The organism is Thioalkalivibrio sp. XN8, assembly GCF_011058255.1.
Taxonomy (GTDB): Bacteria; Pseudomonadota; Gammaproteobacteria; order Steroidobacterales; family XN24; genus XN24.
Genome location: NZ_JAALFH010000009.1, coordinates 1 through 11,733, shown reverse-complemented (window position 1 = coordinate 11,733; position 11,733 = coordinate 1). Strand labels below are relative to the sequence as shown.

The window sequence follows — 11,733 nt, the reverse complement described above, 5'->3', positions numbered from 1 at the left end:
AGCCCGGCGGAATTCGTGCAGCGCCTGCTGCCGCATGCCCGGCGCGCGGCCGCCCGCCTCGGCGTGGCGCCCGAGGTGCTGATCGCGCAGTCGGCGCTGGAGACCGGCTGGGGCCGCCACATGATGGCCGACCGCGCCGGCAAGCCGAGCCACAACCTGTTCGGCATCAAGGCCTCGGGCGGCTGGTCGGGCGCCGCCGTCCGCGTCTCCACGCTGGAGTACCGCGACGGCGTGGCGCAGCGCGAGACGGCCGCCTTCCGCGGCTATCCCGACGAGGCGGCCAGCTTTGCCGACTACGTGCGCCTGGTCGGCGAGAACCCTCGTTACCAGAAGGCGCTGGAGAACGCCCACAGCCCGGAGGGCTACCTGCGCGGCCTGCAGGAGGGCGGCTACGCCACCGACCCGGCCTATGCCGACAAGATCCTGAAGATCCTGGAGCGCGGCCTGCCGGGGCTCAACTTCTCGTCCTCCCGGCCGACAACCAACCCTACGGGCGGCTCCGAGGCCGCCCGCGCGCGGCCGCATCCGGCCGCTGAGGAGAGCACCTGATGTCCGGAGTATTCGGCATCGGCACTTCGGCCCTGCTGGCCTACCAGCGGGCGATCCAGGTGACCGGCCAGAACATCGCCAACGTGGGGCAGGAAGGCTACAGCCGCCAGCGCATCGACCTGGCGACCCGCAATCCCCAGTTCTCCGGTGCCGGCTGGTACGGCCAGGGCGTGGACGTGTCCGGCGTCAGCCGCATCACCGACCAGTTCGTGCAGCGCCAGGTGCTGGACAACAGCGCCGGCTCGGCCCGGCAGCAGGTCTACTACCAATACGCGCAGCGGGCCGACAGCCTGCTGGCCGACCCCGAGGCCGGCCTGGCGCCCGTGCTGCAGCAGTTCTTCGCGGCGGTCCAGGACGTCGCCAACGACCCGACTTCGACCGCCGCCCGGCAGGTGCTGCTGAGCGAGGGCGAGGCCCTGGCGGACCGCTTCGGCTTCCTGCAGCGGCGCATGGACGAGCAGCGCCAGGTGGTGGAAGGCCAGATCGGCGCCGCCGTCGAAGAGATCAACGGCCTGGCCGCCAGCATCGCCGGGCTGAACCAGCAGATCGTGGAAGGCCTCGGCCAGTCGGGCGGCGCGCCGCCGAACGACCTGCTCGACCAGCGCGACGCCCTGGTGGAGCGGCTGTCGGAACTGGTCGCGGTCCAGACCCTGCCGCAGGACGACGGCTCCCTGAACGTCATGATCGGCACCGGCCAGAACCTGGTGATGGGCAACCGGGCGACCGCGCTGTCCGCCCAGCCGCTCGGCGCCGACCCCTCGCGCACCGAGATCGCGGTGGTGAACCCCTCCTCGGTGGTGCCGGTGACGGACATCATTTCCGGCGGCGAACTCGGCGCGCTGCTCGACGTGCGCCGGGAGATCATCGACCCGGTCCAGAACGCCCTCGGCCGCACCGCGGTGGGCCTGGCCCTGTCCTTCAACGAGCTGCACAGCCAGGGCGTGGACCTCGACGGCGTCGCCGGCGGGGACTTCTTCCGCCTGCCGGAGGGGCAGGTGCTGACGGGGCGCGGCAACAGCGCCACCGGCGCGCCGACCCTGGCCTATACCGATGCCGCGGCCCTGACCACGGCGGATTACCGCGCCAGCTTCGACGGCGTGGAGTGGCGCCTGACGCGCGCCGGCTCCGCGACGCCGCTGGCGACGGCGGCGCCGGGCGGGACGCTTGCCGCCGACGGCTTCGAGCTCGACCTGTCCGGCATCGCCGGCGCAGCGGCGGGCGACAGCTTCGACGTCCGCCCGACCCGCACGGCTGCCGCCGAGCTGGGCGTGGCGCTCACCGACCCGCGCGCCTTCGCCGCGGCGCTGCCGCCGACGACCCCGGGCACCAGCGTGGCCGGCGACAACCGCAACGCGCTGGCCCTGGCCAGCCTCGGCACCGAGCGGGTGCTGGCCAACGGCACGACCAGCGTTTCGGCTTCCTACAACGAGCTGGTGGCCAATGTCGGCGTGAAGACCCGCCAGGCCCAGCTGTCGGCAGAGGCCCAGGGCCGGATGCTCGAGGACTCCCGCGCCCAGCGCGAGGCGGTCTCGGGCGTAAACCTCGACGAGGAAGCCGCGAACCTGCTGCGCTACCAGCAGGCCTACGCCGCCGCGGCGCAGGTCATCGCCACGGCCGGGACCCTGTTCGACACCCTGCTGGTGGCGGTCCGGAGGTAAGCCATGCGCATCTCGACGACCCAGATTTACAACTCCGGCATCGACTCGATCCAGCGCCAGCAGGCCGAGCTGAACCGGGTGCAGCAGCAGCTCGCCACCGGCAAGCGCATCCTGTCGCCGTCCGATGACCCGGGCGGGGCGGTGCAGTCGCTGCAGTTCCGTGACTCCATGGCCCGGCTCGAGCAGTACGCCCGCAACGGCAGCATGGCCTCAGCGCGGCTCGGCCAGGAAGAGGCCGTGCTCGGCCAGGCGCTGGACAGCCTGCAGCGGGTGCGCGAGCTGGCCATCCAGGGCAACAACGCCACCCAGACGCCGGAGACGCGCCGCGCCATCGCCACCGAGATCCGCCAGCAGCTGGCGGCCATGTACGACCTGGCGAACACGCGCGACGCCAACGGCGAGTACATCTTCGCCGGCTTCGCCTCGCTCGACCGCCCCTTCACCGAGGGCCCGGGCGGCGCCGTGTACAACGGCGGCTCCGAGGCACGCCAGGTGGCCATCAGCGATGGGCGCCGCATCGACCTGGGCGACCCGGGCGACGCGGTGTTCATGGGCATCCCCGAGGGCAACGGCACCTTCGTCGTGACCGAGAACGCGGCCAACACCGGCACCGGGTCGGTGCGCGAGATGACCGTGAGCTCGCCCGGCGCCTGGGACGGCACGCCGCGCACCATCCGTTTCACCGCCCCTGACGCCTGGGAGGCGGTGGATGCAGGCAACAATGTTGTGGCCAGCGGCAGCTACGCCGAGGGCGGCACCATCAACTTCGACGGCCTGAGCGTCCGCCTCGGCGGCGCGCCGGCCGCGGGCGACACCTTCGAGCTCCGGGCCTCCACCGGCCAGGACATCTTTGCCATCTACTCGAGCCTGGCGGATGCGCTGGAACAGCCCGTAGCCGGGCCCGCCGACACGGCGCGCCAGGCGGGCGCCATCGGCCGCGCGCTGGGCGACCTCGACCAGGCCGCCGGCCGGATGTCGGATGTGCGCTCCAGCGTCGGTGCGCGCCTGAACGCCATCGAGGCCCAGGACCAGCAGCGCGAGGTCGAGTTCCTGGAACTCAGCCGCACGCTGTCGGAGATCGAGGACCTCGACTACGCCGAGGCGATCTCGAAGTTCAACCTGCGCATGGCGGGCCTGCAGGCGGCCCAGCAGAGCTACACCATGTTCACGCGCATGTCGCTGTTCGACTTCCTGCGCTGAAAACCGCGCAAAAACCGCGAACTGACGCACGAAATGAATTCAAGTCCCACGTCCCAGGGCCGATAAACCGACTGACGCGGCGCAGTCACGCCGCCTGGAAGCCCCGCCCAGGGCGGCGGCCGACTGAAGCTAGAGAGTCAACAAATTTCTCAAGGAGTACTAGACGTGGCACAGGTCATCAATACCAACATCCTCTCGCTGAATGCTCAGCGTAACCTCAGCAACTCGCAGGGCGCCCTGCAGACTTCGCTGCAGCGCCTGTCCTCGGGCCTGCGCATCAACAGCGCCAAGGACGACGCGGCGGGCCTCGCGATTTCCGAGCGCTTCACCACCCAGATCCGCGGCCTCAACCAGGCTGTGCGCAACGCCAACGACGGCATCTCCCTGGCCCAGACCGCAGAGGGCGCGCTGTCCGAGGTGACCAACAATCTGCAGCGCATCCGCGAGCTGGCCGTGCAGTCGGCCAACGCCACCAATTCGTCCGGCGACCGCATTGCGCTGAACGCGGAAGTGGCCACTCTGATCGCGGAAATCGATCGAGTTGCGGACGCTGCCACGTTCAATGGCGTGCAGCTCCTCAATGCCGACGATGATCTGACCTTCCAGGTCGGCGCCAACAACGGCGACACGGTTGACGTGAGCACGGTGGACGTAAGCGGCGTAATTGCTGGTGACGTTCTCACGGTCGGCGCGGCGGAGACTCTGATGGATGCCGTGGATACGGCTCTCGGGACGGTCAACGGCACCCGCGCCGATTTCGGCGCCGTGCAGAACCGCTTCGAGTCCATCGTCCGCAGCCTGCAGACGGCGGCCGAGAACCTGTCGGCCTCCCGCTCGCGCATCATGGACGCGGACTTCGCTGCCGAGACGGCCGCGCTGACCCGCGCCCAGATCCTGCAGCAGGCCGGCGTGGCCATGCTGGCGCAGGCCAACGCGGCGCCGCAGAGCGTCCTGCAGCTGCTGCAGTAAGCCCAGGTCGCAGCCCGGTATCCCGGGCAGGCACGGCGGCCGGTGCGGGCGACCTCCCCACCGGCCGCCGTCTTCCCGGGATTACCGGTTGAAGTTCACAGGAGTTCATCGGCATGACAGGTATCTCCTCTCTCGGCGTCGGCTCAGGACTGGACCTCAATACCCTGGTCCAGCAGCTGGTCGCCGCCGAGCGGGCGCCTGCCGAAGGCCGGCTGAACCGCCTCGAGACGAGATTCGAATCCCAGATCTCGGCGCTCGGCCAGGTCAAGAGCAGCCTCGCCACGCTGGAAGAGGCGCTCGCGAATCTCACCGGCGTGGAGGACGCGCGCAGCGTCCAGCTTTCCGACGAGACGGCCTTTTCGGCCACCGCCACCGCGGCCGCCGACGTCGGCCGCTACAACATCGAAGTGTTCGAGCTCGCCCGCGCCCAGTCGCTGGCCAGCCTTGGGTTCGCCGATCCCGATGCGGCGCTCGGCGCCGGCGACCTGACGATTTCCCTCGGCGCCGGCGACCCGGTCACCGTGACCATCGCCGAGGGCGCCAACACCCTGCGCGACGTACGCGACGCCATCAACGACGCGGACGCCGGCGTGCTGGCCACCCTGGTGCGCGACGGCGCCGAGTGGCGGCTGCTGCTCAGTGCCGAAGAGAGTGGCCTGGCCAATACCGTCAGCGTCTCCGTGGCCGGGACCCTGGATGGAAACCTGGCCTCGGCGACCATGACCGAGACCGTCACCCCGGCCGATGCCCGCTTCAGCGTGGCCGGCCTGGAGCTGACCAGCTCTTCCAACGTGGTCGACGACGTGTTGCCCGGCGTGACGCTGAACCTGAGGCGCCTGACCGAGGCGCCGGTCGAGCTGGCCGTAGGCCGGGACGCGGAAGCGACCCGCGCGACCCTGGACGAGTTCGTCACGGCGTACAACGCCATGATCGACCTGTCGGCTGAACTGTCGAGTTTCAACACTGAAACGGGCGAACGGGCGGCCCTGAACGGCGACTCGACGCTGCGCTCTATCCGCGGCGCCCTGCCGGCCGCGCTGGGGGCCGACACCGGCGCCCTGTGGAATGCCGTCGAGCTCGGGCTGCGCTCAGACCGGAACGGCAAGCTCAGCGTGGACGAGGACGCCTTCACGGCCCGCCTGGCGGAGGACCAGACCGAGGTCCTGGCCTCGCTGCGCGGCTTCGGCGAGACGTTGTCCCAGAACATGGCGATTTACACCGATGCGGACGGCGTGCTCGCCAGCCGCACCGAGAGCCTGCAGTCCTCGCTGCGCTCACTGGAGCTGCGGCGCGACCAGCTCGATCGCCGGATGGAAAGTGTCGAGGCGCGGCTGACCCGGCAGTTCACCGCCCTGGACCAGATGATTTCCCAGATGCAGAGCACCAGCAGTTTCCTCGCTTCCCAGCTCGCCAACCTGCCGTTGGCGCGCAGCGGTAGCGACGGGCAGTAGAACAGCAGGTCCCTTGGGGCCGGGAACACAAGAACATGAACCTACACAGCATGCGCAGCGCGTTGAAGGAGTACGAGCAGGTCGGTGCCCGCTCGCAGGTCGAGGGCGCCTCGCCCGAGCGGCTGGTGCAGCTGATGCTGGAGAGCGCGCTGGACCGCATCACCCTGGCGCGCGGCGCCATGGAGAACGGGCAGGTCGCGGAGAAGGGCGAGCGGATCAGCAAGGCCATCGGCCTGGTCGAGGCCCTGCGCGCCTATCTCGATCATGAGCGCGGCGGCGAGCTCGCCGGCAACCTGGACGCGCTGTACGAGTACATTTCCCGGCGCCTGCTCGAGGCCAACCTGCGCAATGACGCGGCGATCCTCGACGAGGTGTCGGGCCTGCTGCGCGAGATCAAGCAGGGCTGGGACCGCATCGTCGGCGCGCCGGAGGCGGCACGATGATGGCCGCCCCACAGCCGCGGCCGCAGGATTCCGCCATCGAGGAACTGCTGGAGGCCGCCTACGCGCTCGAGGCGGCGGCCGCCGCCGACTCCTGGGACGAGGCGCTCGAGCTGGAGACCCTTTGTCGCCGGCTGCTCGAGGCGCTGCTGGTGGAGCCGCCGGATCTCGCCCAGGCCGAGTCCATCGAGACCGTGGCCATCATCTATCGCCGGGTCATGGGACTGGCCGAGGAATGCCGGACCGCAGTCGCGGACGAACTCGGCCGCCTGCGCCAGGGCCGTCGCGCCAGCAACGCCTACGACGCGGAGCGCGGTGCGTGACTGCGGCCGTCCTCGAGGGGCGGCTGAGCTGGAGCGGCGCCCTGCCGCTGGAATGGCGCGTGCTCGACCGCCTGCCGGAGCGTGACCAGCTGGCGCGCACCGACGAGCGCAATGCGGCTCTGCTTAACGCCCTGACGCTGATCGAGGAAGCCCCCCGCCATGCGGAGGAGCCTTCGCCGCTGGTGGCGCAGATGGAGCGGCTCGAGGCGAAATTCGACCTCGTGCTGACGCTGCTGACCGAGGCCCTGCTGCCCGAGTCCATTGCGCCGGGCCCGGTGCCGGTGTCGCTGTCGGCGCGCGGCCTGGTATTCGAGCCCGGCGAGCCGCTCGAGCCCGGCATGGTGCTGCAGCTCGGGCTGCATTTCAGCGCCAGCCTGCCCCGGCCCGTGGTGCTGTTCGGCGTCGTCGAGCAGCCGGAGCCGGGCGAGGAGAAGCAGGTCTCGGTCGAGTTCCGGCAGCTGGACCCCGCGGTGAAGGAACGGCTGGAGCGGCTGGTCTTCCGGCGGCATCGCCGCAGCATCGCCCAGCAGCGTCCCCGCCCGCCGTCAGAAATGTGACGCCCGACCCTTCAAGCCCCGTCGCACTCGGTTAATATGATTGGCCTATCGCACCGGGCGGTGGCTCACCGTGGCCGCCGGCCGGTTCTCGCGTCAGCTCGACAGAAGGCCAGCCAGCCCGCCGGGAGCCATGGAGAGACGATCAGGACCTGGAGACGCCGCCGCCCTGGAGCGGCTGCCCCCCGCCATGATCGTCGCGGGCGAGGATGCGGCTGCCGATGAGCTGACCGCGGCGCTGGGCTTCCTCGGGCTGCGCTGCGAGGTCGTGCCGCCGGATTCCATCGCCGAGCATGCCGCGGCCGCGGACAGCTGGTCCGCAGTAATGCTGTGTCCCGGCGACAGCGCGGTGCTGAAGGCGCTGGACGCCTGGAGCGACAGCCCGCCGATCATCCTCGTGGGCGCCCAGCCGGCCGTGCCGGAGCGCATGAAGCGCCTCAAGTCGCGCCTGCTCGGCCAGGTCGAGCGCCCGCTCCGCCATGCCCAGCTGGTGCCGCTGCTCGGGCGGCTGCAGCAGCCGGCGACCGAGGCGGACCGCGACGTCGAGCTGTTCCGCTCGCTGGTCGGCCAGAGCGAGCCGGTGCAGAACATCCGCCGCATGATCCAGCAGGTCGCGCCGACCGACTCGACCGTGCTGATCCTCGGCGAGACCGGGACCGGCAAGGAAGTGGTGGCGCGGCACATCCACTACCATTCGCTGCGCCGCGCCGGTCCCTTCGTCGCCGTGAACTGCGGCGCCATCCCGGCCGACCTGTTGGAGAGCGAGCTCTTCGGCCACGAGAAGGGCGCGTTCACCGGCGCCCTGACGGCGCGCAAGGGGCGTTTCGAGCTGGCCGAGAACGGTACGCTGTTCCTCGACGAGATCGGCGACATGTCGCTGCAGATGCAGGTCAAGCTGCTGCGCGTCCTGCAGGAGCGCCAGTTCGAGCGCCTCGGCAGCGGCCGGCCCATGCCCACCAACGTCCGCATCGTCTGCGCCACGCACCGCAACCTCGAGGCGATGGTGGAAGAGGGCACCTTCCGCGGCGACCTGTTCTACCGCATCAACGTCTTTCCCATCCAGATGCCGGCCCTGCGCGACCGCCGCGAGGACCTGCCGCTGCTGGCGGCCGAGCTGGTGGCGCGGCTGGAGGCGGAGGGGCGGCGCGCCGTCCGCTTTACCGGTGACGCGCTGGCCGCCATGGCGCGGCACGACTGGCCGGGCAACGTGCGCGAGCTGGCCAACCTGGTGGAGCGCCTGGCCATCCTGCATCCTGACGCGATGGTGCAGGCACGGGACCTGCCGGCCACGATCCGCACCCACGCCCGGCCGGAGGACCTGCTGGCCGGGCCGGCGAGCCAGCCGCCGCAGCCCGATGTCGAGCACGCGGCGCACTCCGCCCAGGCCACGCAGTCCGTGCCGCCGGCGGCGACGCCGGTCGAGGACGCCGCCTTCGGCCCCGGCCGCGGCCTCAAGGACTACCTCAACGACATCGAGGAACAGCTCATCCGCAAGGCGCTGGCGGAGAGCGGCGGCATCGTGGCCGACGCCGCCAAGGCGCTCGGGATGCGGCGCACGACCCTGGTGGAGAAGCTCCGCAAGTTCGGGATCGACCGCCAGGGCTTCGCGACGGATTCTTGACGCCGCCCCGGCCGGGACCCGCCGTCCAGGCCTAACTCCCTGTTTTTCAATACTCCTGCAGGTTCCGGCACGGAACTTGCTGTAGTCCTGGGCAGCGGCCGTGGGGCCGTGTCGGACCAACAGCCAGGGGTTACTCGATGGAAGCAGCACAGCAGCTGGACGGGCGCGAGGCGCACGGGCACGGGCCCGTCGCCGCCGATCCCGTGAGCCGCGAGCTGCTGGAGCTGGCCGGACGCGTGGCCGGCTCCGAGGCGGCGGTGATGCTCACGGGCGAGTCGGGCGCGGGCAAGGAAATCTATGCCCGGTTCCTGCACGACGCCTCGCCCCGCCGCGACGGTCCCTTCGTGGCGCTGAACTGCGCCGCCATCCCCGAGAACATGCTCGAGGCCATGTTGTTCGGCTACGAGCGCGGCGCCTTCACCGGCGCCACCGAGTCCCGCCCCGGCAAGTTCGAGCAGGCCGAGGGCGGCACGCTCCTGCTGGACGAGATCACCGAGATGGAGCTGGGGCTGCAGGCCAAGCTGCTGCGGGTGCTGCAGGAAAGAGAGGTCGAGCGAATCGGCGGGCGGCGGGTGATTCGCTTCAGCGTCCGCATCGTCTCGACCTCCAACCGCGACCTGCGCGCCGCCGTCGCCGAAGGCCGCCTGCGCGAGGACCTGTTCTACCGGCTCAACGTCTTTCCCCTGCGGGTGCCGGCGCTGCGCGAGCGGCCCGGCGACCTGCTGCCGCTGGCGCGCCACCTGCTGGCGCGGCATGCGGGCGGCCGCGCGCCGCGCCTGGCGCCCTGCGCCGAGGCCCGGCTGCTGGCCCACGGCTGGCCGGGCAACGTGCGCGAACTGGAGAACGCGATGCAGCGGGCGCTGGTGCTGTGCGACGGCGACACCATCGACGCCGCCACGCTGCACCTGGAGGACGGCCAGGCCGTTCCGGCAGCGCGCCCGTTGGCCCGCCTGGCCGACGAGCGGCCCGCGGCGAGCCAGGCGGCCGACCTTGGCGAGGAAGTCCGCAACCACGAAGAGCAACTGATTCTCAACGCCCTGCGCGTGGAGCGCGGCAGCCGCAAGGACGCCGCGGCCCGGCTGGGCATCAGCCCGCGTACCTTGCGCTACAAGCTGGCGCGGATGCGCGACATGGGCATGGCAATCCCCTAGGCGGAGACGATCCATGAGCGACATGCAGATCCAGCAAGTGATTCACCAGATGCGCGCGCTCGCGGAGCGCAGCCCGGCCCAGCCGCCCGCCCAACCGGCGGCCGACGGCCCGGGTTTCGCCACGCTGCTCAAGGAGTCGCTGGACACGGTCAACCAGGCCCAGTCCGAGTCGCGGCGGCTGCAGGAAGCGTTCCAGAGCGGCGCGCCCGGCGTGAACCTGGGCCAGGTGATGGTGGCGGCGCAGAAGTCGAGCATCGGGTTCGAGGCCACGCTGCAGGTGCGCAACCGCCTGCTCGAGGCGTACCGCGAAATCATGAACATGCAGGTCTGATGACCGCGAGGTCACGGACCGTCGAGGCCAACACGAAGCGTTTACAAGATGGAGTTTGACAAGGCATGAGCAAGGCAATTACCCGATCCGCAGGCACGGTCCCGGCGAGCCCGCTGGACGGCTTCATGCGCCTTCCGGCGCAACGCCAGGTCGGCCTGCTGCTGAGCCTGGCCCTGGTGCTGGCGGCGCTCGGCGCGGCGTTCATCTACGCGACCCGGCCCGCGATGGTCCCGGTGCTGGCGGGGATGTCGGAGCGCGACACCGCCGACGCCATGGAGGCCCTCGGCCGCAACGGCTTCAGGTTCAAGCTGGACTCCTCCAGCGGGCGCCTGCTGGTGCCGGCGAGCAGCCTGCACGAAGCCCGCATCCACCTGGCCACCGAGGGCCTGCCGCGGGCCGCCAATACCGGGTACGAGATCCTGGGCCAGGAGTCGGGCTTCGGCACCAGCCGCATGGTCGAGAACGCCCGCTACCATCACGCCCTCGAGGGCGAGCTGGCGCGCTCCATCATGGCCGTGAACGGGGTCGAAAGCGCCCGCGTCCACCTCGCCCTGCCGCGTCCCTCCGTGTTCGTACGCGACCGCGCCACGCCCACCGCGTCGGTGCTGGTCAACCTGCATCCCGGCCGCAACCTGGACGACGCCCAGGTCGCCGGCATCGTGCACCTGGTCGCCTCCAGCGTGCCCGAGCTCGACGCCGAGCGCGTCACCGTCGTCGACCAGCGCGGCCGCCTGCTGACCGTGCCGCACGGCCAGACCGCCGCCGGACTCACCGGCCGCGACCTGGACTACGTGCAGCGGCTGGAAGAAACCTACGTGCGCCGGATTTCCGAGCTGCTGGCCCCGATGCTGGGCACTGGCGGCTTCCGTGCCCAGGTCGCTGCCGACGTGGACTTCACCCGCATCGAGAGCACCCGCGAGTCGTTTGACCCCGATGGCTCGGTGCTGCGCAGCGAGCAGTTCTTCGAGGACCTGAGCGCCGCGCCGAACGGCGCCATGGGCATCCCCGGCGCCCTGACCAACCAGCCGCCGCCCGCCGGCATCGCCGTGGTGCCCGGCGCCGCGAACGCAGGCAACGTTGCGCCGGCGGGCGCCGATGCCGCGCCGGAGACGCAGCCGCAGAACACCAGCCGCCGGTCGACCCGGAATTTCGAGATCGATCGCACCGTCAGCCACACCAAGCAGGCGCCCGCCAGCCTGCGCCGCCTGTCGGTCGCCGTGGTCGTCGACCATAAGGCCGTGCCGGGCGAGGAAGGCGCCGTGGTGCGCGAGCCGCTGTCCGAGGCGGAGATGGAGCACGTCCGCACGCTGGTCCGCGAGGCGGTCGGCTTCGACGCCACGCGCGGCGACAGCGTCAACGTGGTCAACGCCTCCTTCATCCCCCAGGAAGTGCCGGAGCCGATGGCGGCGCCGGAGCTGTGGCGGGAGCCCTGGGTGGCCGACCTGGCGAAGCAGGTGATGCTCGCCCTGCTGGCGCTCATCATCGT

General features: G+C 71.0%; 12 protein-coding genes. All 12 read left to right on the top strand.

The window, feature by feature from the left end; all coding sequences use genetic code 11:
- On the top strand, positions 1–549 hold a 549-nt coding region (locus G6N75_RS00990), incomplete at its 5' end, for a glucosaminidase domain-containing protein (protein WP_206202835.1).
- The gene (flgK, locus tag G6N75_RS00985; protein ID WP_165346198.1) at positions 549–2,207 is read left to right on the top strand and encodes a flagellar hook-associated protein FlgK; all 1,659 of its coding nucleotides are present in this window, start codon (positions 549–551) and stop codon (positions 2,205–2,207) included. The genes G6N75_RS00990 and flgK, both read left to right, overlap by 1 nt.
- A 3-nt stretch (positions 2,208–2,210) precedes the next feature.
- The gene (gene flgL / locus G6N75_RS00980; RefSeq protein ID WP_165346197.1) at positions 2,211–3,407 is read left to right on the top strand and encodes a flagellar hook-associated protein FlgL; all 1,197 of its coding nucleotides are present in this window, start codon (positions 2,211–2,213) and stop codon (positions 3,405–3,407) included.
- Positions 3,408–3,572: 165 nt separating this feature from the next.
- A complete protein-coding gene (locus tag G6N75_RS00975) occupies positions 3,573–4,376 on the top strand; it encodes a flagellin (protein ID WP_165346196.1) in 804 nt (267 codons plus the stop codon).
- A 113-nt stretch (positions 4,377–4,489) separates the two neighbouring features.
- Positions 4,490–5,827, top strand: coding sequence for a flagellar filament capping protein FliD (fliD, locus tag G6N75_RS00970; protein ID WP_165346195.1), 1,338 nt, complete (start codon positions 4,490–4,492; stop codon positions 5,825–5,827).
- Between the two features lie 35 nt (positions 5,828–5,862).
- Positions 5,863–6,270, top strand: coding sequence for a flagellar export chaperone FliS (gene fliS / locus G6N75_RS00965; protein ID WP_240900863.1), 408 nt, complete (start codon positions 5,863–5,865; stop codon positions 6,268–6,270).
- The gene (locus tag G6N75_RS00960) at positions 6,267–6,590 is read left to right on the top strand and encodes a flagellar protein FliT (protein WP_165346194.1); all 324 of its coding nucleotides are present in this window, start codon (positions 6,267–6,269) and stop codon (positions 6,588–6,590) included. The genes fliS and G6N75_RS00960 overlap by 4 nt, the downstream gene beginning before the upstream one ends.
- On the top strand, positions 6,587–7,147 hold the full coding sequence (locus tag G6N75_RS15400) for a PilZ domain-containing protein (protein ID WP_165346193.1): 561 nt from the start codon (positions 6,587–6,589) through the stop codon (positions 7,145–7,147). The genes G6N75_RS00960 and G6N75_RS15400 overlap by 4 nt, the downstream gene beginning before the upstream one ends.
- 130 nt (positions 7,148–7,277) lie before the next feature.
- On the top strand, positions 7,278–8,765 hold the full coding sequence (locus G6N75_RS00950; protein ID WP_240900862.1) for a sigma-54 dependent transcriptional regulator: 1,488 nt from the start codon (positions 7,278–7,280) through the stop codon (positions 8,763–8,765).
- Positions 8,766–8,902: 137 nt separating this feature from the next.
- Positions 8,903–9,916 carry a sigma-54 dependent transcriptional regulator gene (locus G6N75_RS00945; RefSeq protein ID WP_165346192.1) on the top strand — a complete coding sequence of 338 codons (1,014 nt, stop codon included), beginning with the start codon at positions 8,903–8,905 and terminating at the stop codon, positions 9,914–9,916.
- Positions 9,917–9,929: 13 nt separating this feature from the next.
- Positions 9,930–10,247, top strand: coding sequence for a flagellar hook-basal body complex protein FliE (fliE, locus tag G6N75_RS00940; RefSeq protein ID WP_206202834.1), 318 nt, complete (start codon positions 9,930–9,932; stop codon positions 10,245–10,247).
- 65 nt (positions 10,248–10,312) lie between these two features.
- Positions 10,313–11,733: flagellar basal-body MS-ring/collar protein FliF (fliF, locus tag G6N75_RS00935; RefSeq protein WP_165346191.1), on the top strand; the 1,421-nt coding region annotated here is incomplete at its 3' end.

Coding starts and splice junctions, on each gene's coding strand:
- G6N75_RS00945 (WP_165346192.1), top strand. CDS start 8,903: ATGGAAGCAGCACAGCAGCTGGACGGGCGCGAGGCGCACGGGCACGGG.
- fliD (WP_165346195.1), top strand. CDS start 4,490: ATGACAGGTATCTCCTCTCTCGGCGTCGGCTCAGGACTGGACCTCAAT.
- G6N75_RS00950 (WP_240900862.1), top strand. CDS start 7,278: ATGGAGAGACGATCAGGACCTGGAGACGCCGCCGCCCTGGAGCGGCTG.
- fliE (WP_206202834.1), top strand. CDS start 9,930: ATGAGCGACATGCAGATCCAGCAAGTGATTCACCAGATGCGCGCGCTC.
- G6N75_RS00960 (WP_165346194.1), top strand. CDS start 6,267: ATGATGGCCGCCCCACAGCCGCGGCCGCAGGATTCCGCCATCGAGGAA.
- fliS (WP_240900863.1), top strand. CDS start 5,863: ATGAACCTACACAGCATGCGCAGCGCGTTGAAGGAGTACGAGCAGGTC.
- flgK (WP_165346198.1), top strand. CDS start 549: ATGTCCGGAGTATTCGGCATCGGCACTTCGGCCCTGCTGGCCTACCAG.
- flgL (WP_165346197.1), top strand. CDS start 2,211: ATGCGCATCTCGACGACCCAGATTTACAACTCCGGCATCGACTCGATC.